Here is a 19853-nt window from a genome sequence, read left to right on the forward strand (position 1 = left end):
CGGGCGGCGGCAGCCCCCTGACGAGCCGTCACTCGGCCTGTCGCTCCGCCCCGCCCTCCGGCTTGTCGTCCGACGCGTTGCGCCACTCGCGGTTGCGCTCCTCGACGAGCTGGAGGGCGTGCGCCGCCTCGTCGCGGGTGGCGTACGGGCCGAGGCGGTCCTTGGCCGGGCACTCGGGGCCCTCCTCGACCTTGTTGTGCTTGATGCAGTAGAACCACTCGCCGGGCTTGCCGGTCGGCTTGCGGTGGAATCCCAGGGGCATGGCGGTCTCCTGTACGACGGCGGACGGTCCGCTACCGATCATTCCCCGGCCGGGGCCGCTCCGCACACCTCCCGGCCGCCCGGGGCCCGGCCGATAGACTCGCCGCATGGCTCTCGTACCCGGCACCCAGTCCCCCACCCGCAAGGTCCCGGCGCACATCGCGCGCCCCGAGTACGTCGGCAAGCCCGCGCCGACGCCGTACACCGGGCCCGAGGTGCAGACCGCCGAGACGATCGAGAAGATGCGGATCGCGGGCCGGATCGCCGCGCAGGCGATGGCCGAGGCGGCCGCGCTGATCGCGCCCGGCGTCACCACCGACGCGCTGGACGCCGTCGCCCACGCGTACATGTGCGACCACGGCGCCTACCCGTCCGACCTCGGCTACCGGGGCTTCCCCAAGTCCGTCTGCACCTCGATCAACGAGGTGATCTGCCACGGCATCCCGGACTCGACCGTGCTCCAGGACGGCGACATCGTCAACATCGACGCCACCGCCTACATCCACGGCGTGCACGGCGACCTCAACGCCACCTACCTGGTCGGCGACGTGGACGAGGAGTCCCGGCTGCTGGTCGAGCGGACCAGGGAGTCGCTCGACCGGGCGATCAAGGCGGTCAAGCCGGGCCGTCAGATCAACGTGATCGGCCGGGTCATCGAGTCCTACGCCAAGCGCTTCGACTACGGCGTCGTGCGGGACTTCACCGGCCACGGCATCAACACGTCGTTCCACTCCGGCCTGATCATCCCGCACTACGACAGCGAGCGGGCCACCGAGGTGATCAAGCCCGGGATGACCTTCACCATCGAGCCGATGCTCACCCTCGGCACCTACGACTACGAGATCTGGCCGGACGGCTGGACCGTCGTCACCAAGGACCGCAAGCGCACCGCCCAGTTCGAGCACACCCTGGTGGTCACGGCGGACGGCGCGGAGGTCCTGACCCTGCCGTGACCCACGCCGCGGTGCCCCGCCCCGGCGGGCGTCGTCAGCCGATGAGCCACTGCTCCTCGGCCACGGCGCCCACCTCGGTGCAGGCGTCCGTCAGCACGTCGAGGACGCGCAGCGGGTCCGGCAGGGACAGCTCGGGCCCGCGCAGCCACCGCACCTGGGAGCCGTCCGGCAGCGCGGCCGGCGGCAGCAGCGTGTACGAGCCGCGGCAGTGCCAGCGCAGGCCGGGGTGCTCGGACATGGTGTCCGGCGTGGAGTCGAGCGCGCTCGGCCACCACTCGTCCTCGTCCTGCGGGGTGCCGCGGGTGGCGGTGAAGAACAGGTAGCGGTCCTCGCCGACGGCGGCCACCGGGCCCTCGACGCCGAGCGCCGTCAGCCGCTCCAGGGCGAGCCGCCCGGCCTCGGCCGGGACGTCCAGGACGTCGTGCGCGCGGCCGGTGGCGGTCACGAAGTTGGCGTGCGGGTCGCGGGAGAGCCAGCGGGCCAGCTGCTCCGGGTCCGTGGTGGCCTGGGTCTGCCAGGCGAAGGACACCGGGTGCTGGGCGGGCGCCGGACAGGCGACCCGGTCGCACGAACATCGGTAGCCGGCCGGATGGGCCGCGGGTGCGAGCGGGAAACCGGCGCGGACGGCGCCGAGCAGCTGATCCAGTCGGGCGGCGGGAGTGTCCGCGTCGCCAGGACGGGCCCGCTCACGGTCACGCTTCTGCCACCAGGTCGTCCACCTGCTGCCGGCTTCCATCGGGCCCCTTCCGCGCGCTGCCGTGCCTGGTGCGACACAGCGTTCGACGTACCTCTCCGACGCAACGCACGGCGCCCCCCGCTGCTTCCCGGGTCGGTGCTCGGCCTTGCCGTCCACGCCCTGCCGGCCGGAGCCGGGGTCACCGGACGGCCGACGCCCGGGTCACGGTACGGAGTCGCGGCAGCGCTCGGGCTGCGGCTCGAAGGCCGGGAGAGCACGCCGATCCGCGCCTCGCCCGGCCCGCACGGGGCCCGCTGACCCGGGTGGACCCCGAGGGCGTAACAGGAAGGATAAGGGTGCGCGGGCCCTTCGGATGACCGGGGGCGGTGCCTCGCCGGTCACACTCCCGGCACGCAGTGGCCACAAGGCCCCCTCCGGTGGTCCGCCGTAACGTCACCCGCCCGGAGGTGAGACCCTGGTGGGGTGAAAGCGGAGACCGAATTCGTCGGCGGCCCCATGGACGGCCAGGTCCTCCCCATCGAGGTGGGGATGATGCTCGGCGTGCCCAAGAAGTACAAGGTGCCGGTCCCCGCGCACGGCGACACCCCCGCGCGCACACTGGTGTACGTCCGGTCCAAGCAGGTGCACGGCACCCGCTGGTTCTGGCGCTACGAGTACGACGAGGCGGCCACCGAGCGCGCGTCCGACTGACGGCCGCGCGGGCCGCGCCCCTCCGCAGCCTCCCCGGGAGGACGGCCATGGCGAGAACCGTGCGGCACCCCAGGAGCAGGACCCAGGCGATCGCGCACCACAACCGGCAGGTGGCCGGCGTCACCGCGGCGCTGCTGGTCGTGATCAGCCTCTACACCGTCGTCATCGGGCCCGACGGCTGGCTCTGGTTCGCGTGGGCGGTGCTGCTGCTCTCCTGCGTGGCCCTGTTCACGATCCGCGGCTGAGCCCGCTCCCGGGCCCGCTCCCGAACAGCGGCACCGCCCGCTTCCCCCCGGCGACGGTCGGGCACCTCGGTCAGTCGTCCCCGGTCATTCACCCTCGGTCATTCGTCCTCGGCGAGGATCAGGTACAGCTTCTTGCGGGCCTCGGTCAGCACCGCCAGGCCCTTGGTGCGCTGCCCCTCCGAGCCGGTGGCCATGACCTGACGGATCGCCTGGTCGACCGCGGCCAGCGCCTGGCCGACCTCCTGGACGGCCTCCCAGTCGACCTCCCGGCCGGCCTCCGCCCACGGCTCCGCGGCCCCCGCCTCGGCCTCGGCCCGGCCCGCCTCGGTGAGCGAGACCAGCCGCTTGCCGCCGATCACCTCCGCGACGATCAGGCCCTCCTCCTCCATCAGCTGGAGGTTCGGGTAGATCGAACCCGGACTCGGCCGCCAGGCCCCGCCGGTCCGCTCGGTGATCTCGGCGATCATCTCGTACCCGTGCATCGGCCGCTCCTTGAGCAGCGCCAGCAGCGAGGCACGGACGTCCCCACGCCGTGCCCGGCCCCCGCGCCGCCCGTGCGGGCCGCCGCGCCGGCCGCCGTGCCCGCCGAAGCCGTGCCCGAACGGACCGCCCATCGGGCGGCCGGGGCCACCGCCGCCGAACGGCGGACCGAAGCCGCCGAACGCCGCGCGGCGCTCGTAGCCCTCCCCCGGCATCCCCTCGGACTCCGGGCCCGGGCCGCGACGCCGGTCGCCGCGGGGACCCTCTCCACGAAATCGCATTCCTGAGCGCATGGCGCCCACCTCCTGTGGTTCGGCGAAACAGTCGAGTAACTGTCTCGATAGTTCGACGATATATCGGTGACTGTCGCTCGTCAACGGATACCGACACCCGACACGGCCGCCGAGCGCAGCGGTCGGCTCCCGTCCAGCCGCTACGGTGACGGGCATGGCCGGAGAACGCGATCTTTCGACGCTGCTGCGCGGCATGCGCCCGCTGCTCAACCCGGGGCGGTACGTCTACTGCACGCTGCCCGCGAAGGTGCCCGCCGGAATGCGGCCGGTGGTGACCGTCGCCGAACCCGAAGGGGTGACGGTGGTGCTCCCGCAGGAGGAGGCGGACGCCCTCGGGCTGCGGTACGAGTACGTGGCCGCCTGGATCACCCTGCAGATCCACTCGGCGCTGGAGGCTGTCGGACTGACGGCGGCGGTCGCCGGCCGGCTCGCCGAGGAGGGGATCAGCTGCAACGTCGTGGCCGGCTTCCACCACGACCACCTGTTCGTCGGCGCCGACGACGCCGAGCGCGCCGTCCGGGCCCTGACGGAGCTGGCCGACCGCTCCGCCTGACGGTGCCGCCGAGTGGCCGCGGCCGTCCGCCCCTTCGACACTGGAGGCAGCCGCCCCGCCAGGGCCGGCCCCACCGGAAGGAGACGGCCGCCATGGCCATCTGCGTCACCTGCGGCAACGACTACTGGCTCGCCTTCGAGATCAAGACGGTCACCGGCGACACCTACACCTTCGACAGCTTCGAGTGCGCGATGGAGAAGCTCGCGCCCCGCTGCGAACAGTGCAGCGTGCGCATCGTCGGCCACGGCGTCGAGGTGGCCGGCATGTTCTTCTGCTGCGCCAACTGCGCCCGCGTCAACGGCGGCCTCGGCGAGCAGATCCGCGACGCCGTCGGCGCCCACCCGGCCTAGTCGGACCCCGCCCCGGCACGACGAAGGCCCTCCGGCCCGCGCTTCTCGCGCGGCCCGGAGGGCCTTCGGCTGCATGGGGGCGGAAGAGTCGGCCTGTACGCCGGGTTCTGTCACCCGGGCTGCTTGCGCGGCCCGGGGAGACGGCCATCCATCTAGGGCTGCCGTTGCCGACAGCCTCGTGCGGTCTACCCGCGAGCTCGGGCGAGCAGCCCTCGAACACTCGCGCACGGCGCCCGGAGGCACCGATCTTGACCTTGCTCCAGGTGGGGTTTACCGAGCCGGCCGGGTCACCCCGGTCGCTGGTGGTCTCTTACACCACCGTTTCACCCTTACCCGCCGCAGAACGGCGGGCGGTCTGTTTTCTGTGGCACTGTCCCGCGGGTCACCCCGGGTGGGCGTTACCCACCACCCTGCTCTGTGGAGCCCGGACGTTCCTCGGCGGGTCTGGGACCCGTCGCGACCGCCCGGCCGGCTCTTCCGCCGTAGTGGTCATCGTAGCCGCTCGGGCGGCGCCTGCCGTACTCCGGTCCGGACCGCCGGCGCATCCCCGCCGAGCCGGGCGGCGACCCGGGCCGCGGCCGCCGTCGCCCGGGCCGAGGTGGTGGCCAGGCCGAGGGCGAGGATCGCACCGCCGAGGCCCACCAGGATCCACCAGCCGGCGTGGCTGGCCGGCGCGAAACCCGTGGCCACCGGGCCGACCACCGCCGAGGTCACCACCGTCCCGATCACCGCCACCCCGAGCGACTGGCCGACCTGCCGGCTCGTCGACGCGACGGCCGCCGCCACGCCCGCCTGGGCCCGCGGCATGCCGGAGACGGCCGCGTTGGTGATCGGCGCGTTGACCATGCCGAAGCCGAAGCCGAACAGCGCGTACGCGACGAGCAGCAGCACCGCCGGGGAGTCCGCGGTCAGCCGGGTGAGCAGCAGGCCGCTCGCGGCCAGGCCCAGCCCGGCCGCGACCAGCGGCAGGCGCGGGCCGCGGCCGCCGACGATCCGTCCGGACAGCGGCGCGCAGACCAGCATCATCCCGGCCATCGGCAGCGTCCACAGGCCCGCCTCGACCGGGCCGTAGTGCCGGACGTCCTGCAGGTAGAGGGTGTTGAGGAAGAGGAAGCCGCCGAGCCCGGCGAACGCGCACACCGCCGTGACGGTGGCGCCGGTGAACGGCGGGCTGGCGAAGAAGCGCGGGTCGACCAGCGGCTCGGCGACCCGCCGCTCCCACAGCGGGAAGGCGACCAGCGCGGCCACCGCGACCCCGGCCAGGGCCAGGATCAGCGGGGACGTCCAGCCGTTGCCGGGGCCCTCGATGATGGCGGCGGTGCCGCAGCCCAGCAGCAGGACCATCAGCAGCTGCCCGACCGGGTCCAGCCGGCGCGGCCGCGGGGCGCGCGACTCCGGGACGTAACGGATGGTCAGCGCCACGGCGACCAGCGCGACCGGAACGTTGATCAGGAAGATCGACGGCCACCCGGCGCCGTCCACCAGGAACCCGCCGAGCAGCGGCCCCATCGCCATCGAGATGCCGACCACCCCGCCCCACACGCCGATCGCCCGGGCCCGCTCGGCCGGGTCGGTGAAGGTGTTGGTGATGATCGACATGGCGACCGGGTTGAGCATCGACCCGCCGACCGCCTGGAGCGCCCGGAACGCCACCAGCCACTCCAGGCTCGGCGCCAGACTGCACAGCAGCGAGCCGAGCGCGAAGCACAGCAGACCGATCTTGAACACCCGGCGGCGGCCGAAGCGGTCGGCCACCGAGCCGAACAGCATCAGCAGCGAGGCCAGCACGAGGGTGTACGCGTCGATGATCCACTGCAGGCCGGACGCCGGGGCGTCGAGGTCGTGCTGGATCGCGGGCAGCGCGATGTTCACCACGGTGTTGTCGAGGCCGACGATGAACAGGCTCAGACAGCAGATCGCCAGCACGAGCAGGCGCCGGCGGCGCCCCTGATCGGCGGGGGCGGTGGGGGCGGAGGGTTCGGACACGGCACGATCCTCCCACCCCCGCCCGCCCCCGGGCGGCTCAGAGGGCCGCGAAGCGGACCGTCCGGGTGGCCGGATCGGCCGCCGCCAGCCGCACCCGGATCAGCCCGCCGAGCGGCAGCGGGGCCGGGACCGCACCGGGGGCGGCCGCTTCGGGGCCGGCCGGCCGGTCGCAGCGGGCCCGGACGGCCGGCTCGCGCAGTTGGACGGTGCCGGAGGCCGGCCGCTTCTCGTCCACGTCGATCACCACCGCCGTGAAGTCCTCGCCCTCCCGGCCCGCCAGCAGCTCCGCCTCTACCAGGTCCACGCACGCCCGCTCGACCTCGGCCGAACGGCGGTCCCCGCTCGCCATCAGCGCCGGCACGCCGGGCAGCGCCTCACGCGTCCAGTCCGGCACGTCCTCCCCCGCGGCCACCGCCGCGCACACCTCCTGGGCGAACCGGTCGCCGAGCCGACGCAGCGGCGCCGTGCAGTGCGCGTACGGCGCCGCCAGCGCCGCGTGGCCCGGATCGGCGGGGGCGGGCAGGCCGCGGGACTCGTCGAACGCGTGGTAGCCGGCGCCGCGCAGCAGCCCGGTGCACTCGTTGAGGAACGCGGCGTTGAGCGGCACGTCCGGATCCAGCGAGCGGATCAGCTCCTGGTACGGGAGGCCCTCCGGCCAGGCCACGTCCAGGGCGGCGGCGATCCGGCGCAGCCGCGCGTACGCGGAGGCGGGCGCGGCCGGCAGGGTGCGCAGCAGGCCGACGCCCGCGTCCAGCATCATCTCCGCGGCGGCCATGCCGGTGAGCAGCGAGATCTGGGCGTTCCAGCCGTCGGCCGGGCCGGGCGCGCGATAGCCGAGGACGTACCCGTGCAGGGTCTCCTCCACCTCCTGTTCGGGCACCGGCAGGCTGATCCCGCCGCGCGCCCGCTCCTGCTCCTCGCGCAGCCCGCCGACCGTCGCGAGCAGGGCCAGTTGCTCGTCGGCCCCGCCCAGGTCGACGGCGCGCTGGACGGCCGCGTAGTCCAGGCGGCGGTGCGAACGGACCACGGCGCGGCGCGCGTCCGCGAGCACGACCCCGCCGTCCGCGTCCAGGTCCAGCTGCCACAGCAGCGCCGGGCGGGGCTCGCCGGGCAGGAGGCTGGCGGCGTCCTCGGAGATCCGGGTGGGGTGCAACGGGATGCGGTGGTCCGGGAAGTACAGGGTTTCGACCCGGCGGCGGGCCTCGGCGTCGATCGCCCCGCCCGGGCGGACGAAGGCGGCGACGTCGGCGATCGCGTAGTACACCCGGTAGCCGCCGCCCGGGCGGCGGGTGAGGTGCATGGCCTGGTCGAGGTCCCGGGAGCCGGGCGGGTCGACCGTGAAGAGCGGCAGGTCGGTGGCGTCGTACTCGGGCATCCGGGGCCGCTCGGCCGCCTCCTCCGCCTCGGCCAGCACCGCCTCCGGCCACTCGGCGTGGATCTCCAGTCGGGTCCTGAGCTCGGCCAGTTCCGCGTTGATCCGGGCGGAGTCGGCGGCCTTGACGCGCAGTTTTCGGCGTGGCATGCACGTCAGCGTAGGGCGAATCGGGTGATTCCGGACGGAGGCTCGGCGGCCCCGGTGGCCCCCTCCGGGGTTTCGGTGGCCTCCGGGGTATCGGTGACCTCCGGGGTATCGGTGGCCTCGGCGGCCTGAGCGGCCTCAGCGGCCCAGGAGCTTCCTGAGGTCGGCGGCGGCGAGGGAGACGGAGTCGTCGTAGCCGCCGGTGGCCAGGCGCAGCACGAAGGCGACGGCGTCGTCCGGGTGCGGGTCGGTGTAGGACTCGCCGTTGTAGTCCAGGAACAGCAGCATCGCCTCGAAGGCGGTGCGCTTGTTCCGGTCGACCAGCGGGTGGTTGCGGGCGAGGCTCTGGCCGAGCGCGGCGGCCTTGGTCCAGAGGTCCGGGTAGGCGTCGGCGCCGAACAGGCTCGCCTGCGGACGGCCGAGGGCGGACAGCAGGGCGCCGAGGTCGCGGATGTTCTCCGGGCCGCCGGCGAGGTAGGTGACGTCGTCGAGGTCCAGGAACTCCGTGGGCCCGGTGGGCCGGGTCACAGGTCCTTCAGCCTCTCCAGCGTCTCGGCGTTGGCCGCGCGGATGCGGGCCACCATGGCCGCCCGGCGCTCGGCCCGGCCGGGCCGCGTCAGGCCCTCCGGCACGTCGGACTGCCGCACCTCGAACGCCAGCTCGGCGGTGTCGCCCCCGCCCTCCCCCTCGGTGACCCGCACCCGCCCGGCCATCACGGCCTGCGCGGCGGCGCGCAGCGCGAACTCCAGCGCCTGCCGCGTCTCCACCGGCAGGTCGGCGGGCAGCCGCACGGACAGGGACTCCTCCACGGCGTCGTCATCCTCGCCGGGCACCAGGTCCAGGGGTCGCAGGGACATCTCACTCACTCTCCTTCGCCACCCACCGTAACGGCCGGTGGACCCTTGCCCCCACCGAATTCCCCCCGCTGTTCCCCCTGGGCAGGGGCAGGGCGCAGCAGCCGAACGGCGGGCCACGGAACGGCGCGCGGGCGGATAGCCGACCCACACCCGCCACTCCCACCGAAATACCCCCGGCGCCACGGGCGACAACAGCCGAACGGCGGGCCACGGAACCGCAAGCGGGCGGACAGCCGACCCACACTCGCCCCCCACCGAAATACCCCCGGCGCCACGGGCGACAACAGCCGAACGGCGGGCCACGGAACAGCGAGCGGGCGGACAGCCGACCCACACCCGCCCCCACCGAAAGGCCCCGGGCGCCACCGGCGACAACAGCCGAACGGCGGGCCACGGAACAGCGAGCGGGCGGACAGCCAACCCACACCCGCCCCCCACCGAAATACCCCCGGCACCACGGGCGACAGCAGCAGCCGAACGGCGGGCCACGGCCCGGTCGGACGGCCGGCGGTCAACGGACGTAAGGGTCCGTAGAGTTGGGGCAGGTGGTCGAACGTGGAGGGGGTCCGGTGATGAGTACGGTGAAGGCGACCGGGGTGGCGGTGTCGGCCGCGTTGGCGGGCGTCGGGGCGCTGCACGCGGTGTGGTCGGTGACGCCGTGGCCGTTGCGGACGCCGGAGGAGTTCGCGGACACCCTGGTCGGCGCGGGCGACGAGCTGCCGCCGGCGGCCGCCTGCCTCGCGGTGGCGGGGCTGCTCGGGACGGCCGCGTACCTGGTGGCGGCCGAGGCCGGCGCGCTGCCGCCGGTGGGACCGCGGCGGCTGCGGCGGGCCGGAGTGCGGGCGGTGTCCGGGGTGATGCTGGCGCGCGGGATCGGCGGGCTGGCGCTGTTCGGGAACGTCGTCGAGCGTTCGGAGCGGTTCACGCGACTGAACACCCGGTACTACTCGCCGCTCTGCCTGGCCCTCGGTGCCGGGGCGGCCGTGGTCGCGCGGGCGGGTGCCGGGGAGCCGTCGCAGTAGGGTGGCGGGGTTCGGTTGCCACAAAGTGTTGAGGAGTCCGCTGTGCTGGTGCTGTTGCCGCCCTCGGAGGGGAAGGCCGCGTCCGGGGACGGGGGGCCGGTGGTGCTCGACCGGTTGTCGTTGGCGGGGCTGACGACGGCGCGGGCCGAGGTGCTGGAGGCGCTGGTCGCGCTGTGCCGGGGGGACGAGGACACCGCCGCCGAGGTGCTCGGGCTCAGTCCGGGGCTGCGCGGGGAGATCGCGCGGAACGCCGGGCTGCCGTCGGCCGGGGTGCGGCCGGCGGGCGAGGTTTACACAGGGGTGCTGTTCGACAACCTGGGCCTGGCCACCCTGGACGAGGCCGCGTACGGCCGGGCCGAGCGCTCGCTGCTGGTGTTCTCCGGGCTGTGGGGCGCCGTGCGGATCGCCGACCGGATCCCGCCGTACCGCTGCTCGATGGGCGTGAAACTCCCCGGCCTGGGGGCACTCGGGGCGTACTGGCGGAGCGCGATGGCCCCCGTGCTCCCGGAGGTCGCGGACGGGCTGGTGCTGGACCTGCGCAGTTCCGCGTACGCGGCCGCGTGGAAGCCGGCCGGCGAGGTGGCCTCGCGCACGGCGACCGTCCGGGTGCTCCAGGAGCGGAACGGCAAGCGCACGGTCGTCAGCCACTTCAACAAGGCGACGAAGGGCCGGCTCGTCCGGGACCTCCTGGTGGCCGGCGCCGAGCCGAAGACCCCCGCCGAGCTGATGGACGCCCTGCTGGAGCTGGGCCACCGGGTGGAGCTCGCCGCGGAGGGCACGGCCCGCAAGCCGTGGCAGCTGGACGTCGTCGTCACCGAGGTGCACTGACGGTGTGAGGCGGGGCCCGCGCACTGACGGTGTGAGGCGGGGCCCGTGCCCCGCCTCACGGTCGGGTCAGCGCAGGTGCGACGTGTCGTTGAGCAGCCGCACCGACGCGTTGCCGTCCGCGTAGTACTGGACGGCGCACAGCGAGGCCGCCGACAGCTCCATCCGGTACAGCGAGTCCGGCGGGGCGCCGAGGGCCAGTCGGACCAGCGTCTTGATCGGGCTGACGTGCGACACGACGAGGACCGTCCGGCCGGGGTGGCGGGCGATGATCTTGTCGCGGGCGACGCCGGCCCGGTGGGTGAGCGTGGTGAAGCTCTCGCTGCTGCCGGTCGGCTTGGCCTTGGCCGAGCCGAGCCACGCCGTGAGGTCGTCCGGGTAGCGCTCGCTCACCTCGGCGAAGGTCAGGCCCTCCCACGCGCCGAAGTCGACCTCGCGCAGGCCCTCCTCGTACCGCACCTCCAGGCCGAGCCTGGCCGCGACGGTCTCGGCGGTCTGCCGGGTGCGCTGCATCGGGGAGGCGACGACCGCCTGGATGCTGCCGCGCGCGGCGAGCGCCTCGGCGGCCCGTTCGGCCTGCCAGCGGCCCTTCTCGGAGAGCTCCGGGTCGCTGCCGCCGCTGCCGGAGAAGCGCTTCTCCGGGGTGAGCGCGGTCTCGCCGTGGCGCAGCAGCACGAAGGTGGTGGGGGTGCCGAGGTCGGCCGGGGCGGCCCAGCCGGCCTTGGGGGCCGCGGTCTCCAGCGGCCGTTCGGCGACGGCCGCCGCGGCCGGCGCTGCCGCGGCGGGCTTCCTGGGCTCCCACTGGCGGCCCGCCTTGCCGGCGTCCATGGCCTCGTTGGCGAGCCGGTCGGCGTCCTTGTTCCGCTCGCGCGGGATCCAGGTGTAGGTGACGCGGCCCCGCGGGAGGACGGTCTTCGCCTCGGCGGCGAGCGGCTGCATGTCGGGGTGCTTGATCTTCCAACGCCCGGACATCTGCTCGACGACGAGCTTGGAGTCCATCCGGACGTCCACCGTGGCGTCCGGGTCGAGCTCGCGCGCCGCCCGGAGCCCGGCGATCAGGCCCTTGTACTCGGCCACGTTGTTGGTGGCGTGCCCGATGAACTCGGCGGCCTCGGCGACGATCTGCCCGGTGTCGCCGTCGCGGACGACCGCGCCGTAGCCGGCCGGCCCCGGGTTGCCCCGGGACCCGCCGTCCGCCTCGACGATGAAGCGCGCCGCCACCGGATCAGACGCCCGAGTCGGCGGTGCGGACCAGGATCCGCGAGCAGTTCTCGCAGCGGACCACCTTGTCGGCCGGCTCGGCCTTGATGGCGTTGAACTCGGTGATGGAGAACTCGGTGCGGCAGCCCTCGCAGCGGCGCTGGTAGAGGCGGGCCGCGCCGACGCCGCCCTGCGTCTCGCGCAGCTTGGCGTAGAGCTTCATGAGGTCGGCCGGGACGACGGCGGCGACGGTCTCGCGGTCGCGCTTGACCTTGTCGGCCTCGGTGTCGATCTCGGCGAAGGCGGCGTCCCGGCGGCCCTCGGCCTCGGTGAGGACGACGGTGGAGTGCTCCAGGCGGGCGGTCAGCTCGGTGACGCGGGTCTGGGCGCTCTCCAGGCGCTCCATGACGTCGAGCACGACCTCCTCCAGGTCGCCCTGGCGCTTGGCGAGCGAGCCGATCTCGTGCTGGAGGTTCTCCAGGTCCTTCGGCGAGGTGATCGCGCCGGAGTCGAGGCGCTGCTGGTTGCGGGCGGAGCGGGCACGGACCTGCTCGACGTCCTGCTCGGCCTTGGTCAGCTCGCGGGCGGTGTCGCCCTGCTGGGCCTGGGCGGCGACGACCAGGTCCTTGAGCGCGGTGTGGTCGGCGGTGGCCTTCTCGATCTCGGCGTGCTCGGGCAGGCTGCGACGCCGGTGGGCCAGCTGGTCGAGCTTGGAGTCGAAGGCCTGGAGGTCGAGCAGGCGGATCTGGTCGGCGGGCGCGGCGTTCAAGCGGAGAGCTCCTGTGAATCGGGTCAGGCGGGGAAGGACATGGGGGCGTGCGCGGTCCACGGGTCGGTGACCCGGTGGGAGACCTTGGTCTCCACGGCCCAGCCGCGCTGGTCGGCGGCGGCCCGCAGGGCCCGCTCGGCCAGGGTGAGCCAGGGCCACTCGGTGGCCCAGTGCGCGGCGTCGACCAGCGCGACCGGGGCCGCCTCGGCGGCCTCGGACGCCGGGTGGTGGCGCAGGTCTGCGGTGACGTAGGCGTCCACGCCGGCCGCCCGGACCTCGGCGAAGAAGCCGTCCCCGGAGCCGCCGCACACCGCGACCCGGCTGATCAGCCGGTCCGGGTCGCCGGAGACGCGGACGCCGGCGGCGGTGGCGGGCAGGCCCTTGGCGACCTGCTCGGCGAAGGCGGCGAGGGTCAGCGGGGGCTCCAGCAGGCCGATCCGCCCGCCGCCGCGGCGGCCGAGCGGGTCGGTCGGGTCCGGCACCAGCGGACCGGTGACGGTCAGGCCGACGGCCTCGGCGAGCGCGTCCGAGACCCCGGGGTCGGCGTGGTCGGCGTTGGTGTGCGCGACGTGCAGGGCGATGCCGTTGCGGATCAGCGTGTGCACCACCCGGCCCTTGAAGGTGGTGGCGGCGACGCTGGTGGTGCCGCGCAGGTAGAGGGGGTGGTGGGTGACGACGAGGTCGGCGCCCCACTCCACGGCCTCGTCGACGACGGCCTGCACGGGGTCGACGGCGAACAGGACGCGGCCGACCTCGGCCTCGGGGTCGCCGCAGACCAGGCCGACGGCGTCCCAGGACTCCGCCCACTGCGGCGGGTAGACCTCTTCGAGTGCGGTGATGACGTCGGACAGTTTCGGCACCTGTCGAGACTACCGTGCGCGCGGGGGCGGTCGGGCCCCGGCCGCTCGGTCTCGGGGGCGGTCGGGGGGTCTCCCGGGCCCGGGCTGCGGGTTCGGCCGGCGTACATGGGTGCCACCCGCGCACGGATGCTCGTCAACCCGCCACGATCCGCCGCTCGCACCCCCCGGGCGCCGGGGGCGCGGGCCGCGCACGCCGGTGCGCCGGGCGCGCGTTGCTCACACCGTGCCCTTCGCACGAATTCGAAACCCGCGCTGGATCACCCTTATGAGTGAAGTGACCGGCTGTGCGTTGAGCCTCTCCCGCCTCGAAAGTAACTTCAGTTCTGCGAACGGCAGTTGCCCCGGCCCGAGGTCGGGATCGCACTCCGTCGGCGCGGGCCGGAGCCCGCCGCACCAGGGGTTGGGCTCATCGCCCCTCATGAGGAATTGCAACGAGGGGCCGTAGCGAGGGGCTGCCACGAGCAGCACGCACCCGTGGGCGGCGGCCGATACGAAGGGATGTGGATGCGGATGATGGGGGCGGGCACATCGCTGCGTACGGCCGGGGGCCCGGGCCCGGGCCCGGTGACCGGCGGGCCGGACGCGGCCGGTCCGTGGCCGCAGGCGACGCGGGCGGCGCTGGCCGGCACCGGAGGCCGGGAGGGCGGCGGGGACTGGGAGGTCACCGCCGGGGGCTTCTGGTGCACGGCCAGGCCGTCCGGGTCGTCACCCTTACCCGGGCAGGGCTGGAAGCTGCACGTCAGCGCGGCCTCGGCGGTGGGAGAGGCGGTGCTCGCGGCCGTCGTGCGGGTGGTCGCCGAAGACCCGTGCATCTTCAAGTTCGCGGCCGGGGAGCAGCGGCTGCGGGAGCTCAACTCACGCAACGGCGACCGCGGTTCGGCGGGCAAGTTCATCACCGTCTACCCGGCGGACGACGGCCAGTTCCGGCGCCTCGCCGCCGCGCTCGACCGCGCGACGGACGGGCTGCCCGGACCCGTCGTGCTCTCCGACCGGCCGTACCGGCCCGGCAGCCGGGTGCACTACCGCTACGGCGCGTTCGCGGCACGCGCCGAGCTCGGCAACGACGGGGAGTACCGGTCGGTGCTGCGCGGGCCGGACGGGGAGCGGGCGGTGGACGTCCGCGGGGCCTCGTACCGGGCGCCGGGGTGGGTGCGGGACCCGTTCGCCCTGCCCTTGGGGCCCGCGACACCGTCGCCCAGGAAGCGGGCCGGCGGCGTGCTGCTCGCCGGGCGGTACGCGATCACGTCCGCCGTGCGGCACAGCACCAAGGGCGGCGTGTTCCTCGGCCGGGAGGCGGCGAGCGGCGCCGAGGTCGTGGTCAAGCAGGCCCGCGCCCACATCGAGGTCGACCGCGCCGGAACGGACGCCCGCGACGCGCTGCGGCACGAGGCCGCCCTCCTGACCCGGCTGGCCGGGCGGGGCCTGGCACCGGCCGCGATAGAACTCATCGAGCAGGACGACTCGGTCTTCCTGGTGCAGGAACGAATCGCCGGGCAACCGCTGGGCAGCTGGGTCGCCACCCGCCTGCGGCGCGACGGCAGCCCCGACGTCGACTGGGCCGAGGCCGGACCGATGGCCCGGGCCCTCCTCGACCTCGTCGAGCGGGTGCACGCGGAGGGACTCGTCCTGCGCGACCTCTCCCCCGGCAACGTCATGGTGCGGCCCGACGGCGGCCTGCGGCTCGTCGACCTCGAACTCGCCGCCGAGACCGGCCGGCACGCCGGCGCGGCCGGCACCCCCGGCTACCGCGCCCCCGAACAGGGCCCGGGCCGGCTCAGCCTCGTCACGGACGGCACGTGCGTCGCCGACCCCGCCGTCGACCTGTACGCCCTCGGCGGCCTCCTCTTCCTCCTCGCCACCGGCCACGACCCGCTCCTCCCCGAGGACCTCCCCCACGCCCGCCCCGTCACCGAACGCCTGACCCGCTGGCTCACCCTCGCCGCCCGCACCGGCACCACCGCCCGCCGCCTGGCCCCGGCCGTCCTGGGGCTCCGGGCGGACACCCCGGCGGAACGCTGGGGGGTGGCGGCCGTCCGCGCGGCGGTCTTCGGCGGGGACGGGGAGGGCGCGCCGTCGGGTGCGGGCCGGACGGCCGAAGGCCGGGGCGGGGAGGGCGCGCCGTCGGGTGCGAGCCCGAGCGCCGAAGGCCGGAGCGGGGAGGGCGCGCCGTCGGGCGCGAGCCCGACCGCCGAAGGCCGGAGCGGGGAGGGCACGCCGTCGAGTGCATCCGGCGCCACACAGCCCCCTAGCGCGCTCCGGCCCGTCGGCGCCTCCGATCTCCTCCCTCGCGATGGCGCGCCCGCCGCCGAGCAACAGGGCGGCACGCAGCCCACGGCAGGAAGCCCCGAGGCCTCCGCGCAGTCCCCCAGTGCACTCCGCCTCGCCGACGTCGTTGGCCTCCCCTGGTACGACGCTGCGCCCGCCGCCGAACGACAGGACAGCACGCAGCCCACGACCGAGAGCCCCAAGGCCGACGGCCACCCTGGGTCCGCAACCGCCCACCCGGGTGCGCAGCAGGCCGGGACGGGCCCGGCCGGAGACGCCTCCGCGCAGTCCCGCAGCGCGGTCCGCCTCGCCGACGTCGCCGACCTCCACTGGTACGACGCTGCGCCGGCCATCGACCTCGACCGGGTGCTGACGGACGGCCTGCGGCACCTCGCCGTCACCGCCACGCCCTCACGGCGGGACCGCCTGTGGCCCGTCGTGGCGGCCGGGGAGCGGACGGATCCGTGCAACGTGCAGCACGGGGCCGCCGGGGTGCTCGCCGTTCTCGCCCGTGCCGCGCTCGTGGGCGGGCTTCCCGAAGACGACGGAACGCTCCGGGTGGCGGCGGACTGGATCGAGCGCCGCTGTGCGGCCGAGCCGGTCGTCCTGCCTGGGCTGCACTTCGGGCGGTCGGGCACGGCGTGGGCGCTCCTCGACGCCGCCCGGGCGCTCGACGACCGCGAACTCGCCGAGCGGGCCTCGGCGATGGCGCTGCGGGTCGACGTCGAGTGGCCCAACCCGGATGTCTGCCACGGCGCCGCGGGGGCGGGCCTCACCCAGCTGCGGTTCGCCGCCGAGGCCGACGCCGACGCCGCCGGCACCAGGGCGTCCGCCTTCCTCGCCTGCGCCGCGCGCGGCGGCCGTGCGCTCCTCGCGGCCGCCCGGCGGGAGCCGTACGGGCTGGTCTGGCCGGTGCCGAGGGACTTCGACTCGGCGCTCGCCGGGATCACCCACCTCGGGTTCGCGCACGGTGTCGCCGGGGTCGGCGCCTTCCTGCTCGCCGCCGCCGAGGCCACCGGCGATCCCGCGCTCCTGGCCGGTGCCGTCGAGGCGGGCCGCACGCTCACCGCCACCGCCCGCCGCGACGGCGACGGCGGCGCCGGCACCGGCACCGGCACCGGTCCCGCCTGGTGGCCGCAGAGCGCGGACGACGCCCCGCACGTCCGGCTCCCGCACTGGTGCAGCGGTTCCTCCGGCGTCGGCACGTTCCTCCTCCGGCTCTGGCAGGTCACCGGGGATGCCACCGCCCACGAGCTGGCGCTCGCCGCCGGGCGGGCCGTGCTGGCCGGCCGCTGGCACAGCGGGGTGAGCGCCTGCCACGGCCTGGCGGGCGACGGCGAGTACCTGCTGGACCTCGCCGAAGCCACCAGTGAGCGCGAATTCCGATCCGGGGCCGAGGAGTTGGCGCACCTGATCGCCGCCCGCTCCGCCCTCCGCGACGGCCTCGTGGTGCTCCCCGACGAGACGGGCACCGGGTGCGCGCCCGGCTACGGCACCGGCACCGCCGGCGTGCTCGCCTTCCTGCTGCGCCTGCGGCACGGCGGCCCCCGCCTCTGGGTGGACCCGGTGCCGCCCGCCACGCGCCGGCCGGCCCGCGCCACGGACGAGGTGGGCCGACCGTGAACGTCGCCGCCCCGACCCGCACCAACGCGCTGCGCCGTCTGAGCTTCACCTTCGCGCCCGACGGCAGCCACGCCGCGTGCCTCGCCTCGGCCGCCGACGGCGGCTGGTACGCGGAGAGCTGGCTCCTCCCGGCGGACGGCGGACCGGCGGCCCCGACCGCGCTGCCGCTGTCCGGCAACCGTTCGGAGAGCCTGCGCTCGCAGTTGGTCTCGCTGCCGGACGGGTCGGTCCTGATCTGCCGGCACGACGGCGAGCGGCACGACCTCGTCCACCTGTCGTCCCGCGAAGGCACGTGCACGGAAACGCAGTTGGCGACGCTCCGGATGCCCGGCCTGCGCCTCCTGCCGCTGCCGGCCGGCCGCACCGCCCCCTCCGCCCCCGTGGCGCTCGCGCTCGGCACCGACACCCGCCCGGCGACCACCGTCTGGCTGGTCCGGACGGACGGCAGCGAGCCCGAACAGGTCGCCGAGGTACCGGGTCTGCACGGCGGCGGGGTCTGGCTGGACCACACCGGGGCGCTGCTCGCCCTGGACCGGGTGAGCGCGGGGATCGTCCGCACCGTCGTGCTGGACGTGCGCAGCGGCGCCGTCACCCCGCTGCTGGAGATCGGCGAGCGCAGCAACGACCGCCTGGTCCTGTTCGACCCGGACAGCCGCTTCGCGATGGTGCGCAGCGACGCGCCGGGCACCGACCGGCTGGGCTGGGGCGTGCTGGGCGGCGGCGAGCCGCTGCGGTTCCCGGAGCGGCTGCACGTGGCGGGGATGTTCCTGCGACCGGTGGCACTGCGGCAGGCGACGGACGGGCCGCGGGTGGCGGTGCAGATCGACCACGGCGCGGGTTCGGCGCTGGCGCTGTGGCGGCCCGCGGCGGGACGGCTGGACCCGCTCCCGGTGCCGCCGGGCCGGCTCGGCGCGGTCGGGCACTGGGGGGAGGCGGGGCTGCGGATGCCGTACTCGGCACCGGACCACCCGGCGGCGCTCGCGGCGCTGGACGTGGACGCACTGCTGGCGCACGGCCCGGCGTCCCCGGCGTCCGGACCGATGCCGCTGCCCCTCCAACTGGCCCCGCTGGGCTCGGGGTTGCCCGGCCCTTGGCGGGACACGGTGCTGCCGTGGCAGCCCGGCGGCGCACGCATCCCCCGTACGCAGCCGCCCGGTTGGCGGCTGGACGGCAGCACGGCACCCGGCGACGGCGGTCGCTGGCAGCCTGCCCAGAGCATCGAACTCGCGGGCCCGGCCGGGCCGTTGGAGGCCGTCGTATACGGCGGCGACGCGTGGCTGAGCAGCCCACACCTCGTCCTGGCGCTGCACGGCGGCCCGGCGGACGCCTGGCGGCTGGAGTTCGACCCGGCCCTGCAGCGGATGGCCGCGGACGGCCTGGCCGTGGTCGCGCCGAACCAGCGCGGCTCCACCGGGTACGGCGTGCCGCACGCGATGGCGATCCGCGGCGCGTGGGGCGGGCCCGACCTGGACGACGTCCTGTACCTGCTCGACGGCCTCGCGGGGCAGCGCGCGGCGCTCGGCCTGGAGCCGCCGTCGCTGTTCGGCGTCAGCTACGGCGCGTTCCTGGCCCTGCTGGCGGCGGCACACGCCCCGGCCGAGCACGTGGCGCGGTGCGCGGTGGTCGCGCCGTTCCTGTCCGGCGCCCGGCTGCTGGCCGAAGCGGCGCCCCCGGTCCGGGCGTTGACCACCCGGCTGGGCGGCGGCGAGCAGATCGCGGACGCCCGCGGGCCGCGCGACGTGCTCCAGCTCGCGCACCGACTGAGCGCCCCGCTGCTCGTGGTGCACGGCAATCGGGACGAGGTCGTCCCGGTGAGCCAATCCCGTTCGCTGCGACACGAGTTGCTGCGGATCGGCCGGGTCGAGGGCGCGGACTTCCGGTACGTCGAGGCGGCCGGCTCCGGGCACGAGGTGCTGGCCGAGGAGGGCGCGGCCGTGCTGCACGAGCTGCTCGCCGCCTTCCTGCGCACCGGCCGGCCGGGCTGACCGGCCCCGCACGGCGACACACCCCACAGACTCCCGGGCCCGACGGCCCGGGGCACCACCCCGGCGCGGCGGACGGAGCCGCCCGGGGGCGATACCCGGCGCCCGCAGGCAGATCGCGGCGGGCGCGCACTCAAGGGGAGGAACAGATCATGGAGAACATGGTGGACTTCGAGACCGACCTCGCGGCGCTCCAGGAGCTGCCGGAGAGCGAGTCCGTCGAGCTGACCGGCCACGGCGCCGGCTGCCAGTACACCTGCCTCATCCTGACCTGCCTGATCTTCACCATCAACTGATCACGGCAGCGCCAGGGTCCTCCGATGACCCACGGGCGCGGGGGGGCCCCGGGGGGCCCCCGGGGCGGGGGCCGCCCCGTTGACCCCCCCACCACCCCGCGCCCCCCCCAACCCCCCCCCCCCCCCC

20 protein-coding genes and 1 other RNA gene are annotated in these 19853 nt (G+C 75.4%); 10 read left to right on the top strand and 11 right to left on the bottom strand.

Annotated elements, in window-relative coordinates; genetic code table 11:
- Nucleotides 1–28: 28 nt before the first annotated feature.
- The gene (locus tag ACFV4F_RS21745; RefSeq protein WP_380443423.1) at nucleotides 29–262 is read right to left on the bottom strand and encodes a hypothetical protein; all 234 of its coding nucleotides are present in this window, start codon (nucleotides 260–262) and stop codon (nucleotides 29–31) included.
- A gap of 106 nt (nucleotides 263–368) precedes the next feature.
- Here ACFV4F_RS21745 and map point away from each other — a divergent pair, with 106 nt between their 5' ends.
- The gene (gene map / locus ACFV4F_RS21750) at nucleotides 369–1214 is read left to right on the top strand and encodes a type I methionyl aminopeptidase (protein ID WP_380443421.1); all 846 of its coding nucleotides are present in this window, start codon (nucleotides 369–371) and stop codon (nucleotides 1212–1214) included.
- 34 nt (nucleotides 1215–1248) lie between these two features.
- On the opposite strand, the gene ACFV4F_RS21755 is transcribed toward map, so the two are convergent.
- Nucleotides 1249–1950 (bottom strand): bifunctional DNA primase/polymerase, encoded by a 702-nt coding sequence (locus ACFV4F_RS21755; RefSeq protein ID WP_359961575.1) that lies wholly within the window; start codon nucleotides 1948–1950, stop codon nucleotides 1249–1251.
- Nucleotides 1951–2373: 423 nt separating this feature from the next.
- Here ACFV4F_RS21755 and ACFV4F_RS21760 point away from each other — a divergent pair, with 423 nt between their 5' ends.
- Both ACFV4F_RS21760 and ACFV4F_RS21765 read left to right on the top strand, forming a co-directional pair.
- A complete protein-coding gene (locus ACFV4F_RS21760; RefSeq protein WP_380443419.1) occupies nucleotides 2374–2601 on the top strand; it encodes a hypothetical protein in 228 nt (75 codons plus the stop codon).
- Between the two features lie 47 nt (nucleotides 2602–2648).
- The gene (locus ACFV4F_RS21765) at nucleotides 2649–2846 is read left to right on the top strand and encodes a hypothetical protein (protein ID WP_380443418.1); all 198 of its coding nucleotides are present in this window, start codon (nucleotides 2649–2651) and stop codon (nucleotides 2844–2846) included.
- A gap of 98 nt (nucleotides 2847–2944) precedes the next feature.
- Here ACFV4F_RS21765 and ACFV4F_RS21770 read toward each other — a convergent pair whose 3' ends face one another.
- Nucleotides 2945–3619: a PadR family transcriptional regulator gene (locus tag ACFV4F_RS21770; protein WP_380504650.1), complete on the bottom strand. Its 675-nt coding sequence runs from the start codon at nucleotides 3617–3619 to the stop codon at nucleotides 2945–2947.
- A 154-nt stretch (nucleotides 3620–3773) separates the two neighbouring features.
- Here ACFV4F_RS21770 and ACFV4F_RS21775 point away from each other — a divergent pair, with 154 nt between their 5' ends.
- Nucleotides 3774–4172 carry an ACT domain-containing protein gene (locus ACFV4F_RS21775; protein WP_380443414.1) on the top strand — a complete coding sequence of 133 codons (399 nt, stop codon included), beginning with the start codon at nucleotides 3774–3776 and terminating at the stop codon, nucleotides 4170–4172.
- Nucleotides 4173–4264: 92 nt separating this feature from the next.
- Entirely contained in the window at nucleotides 4265–4522 is a 258-nt protein-coding gene (locus tag ACFV4F_RS21780) for a Prokaryotic metallothionein (RefSeq protein WP_359961560.1), read from the top strand.
- 80 nt (nucleotides 4523–4602) lie between these two features.
- Here ACFV4F_RS21780 and rnpB read toward each other — a convergent pair.
- From rnpB to ACFV4F_RS21805, 5 genes are all read right to left on the bottom strand, one after another.
- Nucleotides 4603–4998: RNase P RNA component class A (rnpB, locus tag ACFV4F_RS21785), an RNA gene on the bottom strand.
- A 13-nt stretch (nucleotides 4999–5011) separates the two neighbouring features.
- Nucleotides 5012–6508 carry an MFS transporter gene (locus ACFV4F_RS21790; RefSeq protein WP_380504653.1) on the bottom strand — a complete coding sequence of 499 codons (1497 nt, stop codon included), beginning with the start codon at nucleotides 6506–6508 and terminating at the stop codon, nucleotides 5012–5014.
- A gap of 37 nt (nucleotides 6509–6545) precedes the next feature.
- The gene (locus tag ACFV4F_RS21795) at nucleotides 6546–8030 is read right to left on the bottom strand and encodes an RNB domain-containing ribonuclease (protein WP_380443410.1); all 1485 of its coding nucleotides are present in this window, start codon (nucleotides 8028–8030) and stop codon (nucleotides 6546–6548) included.
- A 135-nt stretch (nucleotides 8031–8165) separates the two neighbouring features.
- The gene (locus ACFV4F_RS21800) at nucleotides 8166–8555 is read right to left on the bottom strand and encodes a type II toxin-antitoxin system death-on-curing family toxin (protein WP_380443408.1); all 390 of its coding nucleotides are present in this window, start codon (nucleotides 8553–8555) and stop codon (nucleotides 8166–8168) included.
- Entirely contained in the window at nucleotides 8552–8884 is a 333-nt protein-coding gene (locus tag ACFV4F_RS21805; protein WP_380443406.1) for a hypothetical protein, read from the bottom strand. Before ACFV4F_RS21805 ends, ACFV4F_RS21800 begins: the two co-directional genes overlap by 4 nt.
- Nucleotides 8885–9456: 572 nt before the next feature.
- Here ACFV4F_RS21805 and ACFV4F_RS21810 point away from each other — a divergent pair.
- Nucleotides 9457–9906, top strand: coding sequence for a DUF3995 domain-containing protein (locus ACFV4F_RS21810; protein ID WP_380504655.1), 450 nt, complete (start codon nucleotides 9457–9459; stop codon nucleotides 9904–9906).
- 42 nt (nucleotides 9907–9948) lie between these two features.
- On the top strand, nucleotides 9949–10734 hold the full coding sequence (yaaA, locus tag ACFV4F_RS21815) for a peroxide stress protein YaaA (protein WP_380498971.1): 786 nt from the start codon (nucleotides 9949–9951) through the stop codon (nucleotides 10732–10734).
- 66 nt (nucleotides 10735–10800) lie between these two features.
- Here yaaA and ACFV4F_RS21820 read toward each other — a convergent pair whose 3' ends face one another.
- Genes ACFV4F_RS21820 through ACFV4F_RS21830 form a run of 3 tightly spaced genes read right to left on the bottom strand, consistent with a single transcriptional unit; the run spans nucleotide 10801 to nucleotide 13560 of the window.
- A complete protein-coding gene (locus ACFV4F_RS21820) occupies nucleotides 10801–11952 on the bottom strand; it encodes a bifunctional RNase H/acid phosphatase (RefSeq protein ID WP_380443400.1) in 1152 nt (383 codons plus the stop codon).
- Nucleotides 11953–11956: 4 nt separating this feature from the next.
- The gene (locus tag ACFV4F_RS21825; RefSeq protein WP_380443398.1) at nucleotides 11957–12700 is read right to left on the bottom strand and encodes a zinc ribbon domain-containing protein; all 744 of its coding nucleotides are present in this window, start codon (nucleotides 12698–12700) and stop codon (nucleotides 11957–11959) included.
- Between the two features lie 23 nt (nucleotides 12701–12723).
- Complete coding sequence (locus ACFV4F_RS21830) at nucleotides 12724–13560, bottom strand: Nif3-like dinuclear metal center hexameric protein (protein WP_380443396.1); 837 nt, start codon at nucleotides 13558–13560, stop codon at nucleotides 12724–12726.
- Nucleotides 13561–14064: 504 nt separating this feature from the next.
- Here ACFV4F_RS21830 and ACFV4F_RS21835 point away from each other — a divergent pair.
- The 3 genes from ACFV4F_RS21835 to ACFV4F_RS21845 all read left to right on the top strand — a co-directional run bounded on the left by ACFV4F_RS21835 (nucleotide 14065) and on the right by ACFV4F_RS21845 (nucleotide 19726).
- Nucleotides 14065–17448, top strand: a complete 3384-nt coding sequence (locus ACFV4F_RS21835) for a lanthionine synthetase LanC family protein (RefSeq protein WP_380443394.1) — start codon at nucleotides 14065–14067, stop codon at nucleotides 17446–17448.
- Complete coding sequence (locus ACFV4F_RS21840) at nucleotides 17445–19433, top strand: alpha/beta hydrolase family protein (RefSeq protein ID WP_380504658.1); 1989 nt, start codon at nucleotides 17445–17447, stop codon at nucleotides 19431–19433. The genes ACFV4F_RS21835 and ACFV4F_RS21840 overlap by 4 nt, the downstream gene beginning before the upstream one ends.
- Nucleotides 19434–19582: 149 nt before the next feature.
- Nucleotides 19583–19726 carry a VenA family class IV lanthipeptide gene (locus ACFV4F_RS21845; protein WP_363659199.1) on the top strand — a complete coding sequence of 48 codons (144 nt, stop codon included), beginning with the start codon at nucleotides 19583–19585 and terminating at the stop codon, nucleotides 19724–19726.
- Nucleotides 19727–19853 lie beyond the last annotated feature (127 nt).

The sequence above is a fragment of the Kitasatospora sp. NPDC059722 genome (assembly GCF_042733235.1).
In the GTDB taxonomy this organism is placed as follows: Bacteria; Actinomycetota; Actinomycetes; order Streptomycetales; family Streptomycetaceae; genus Kitasatospora.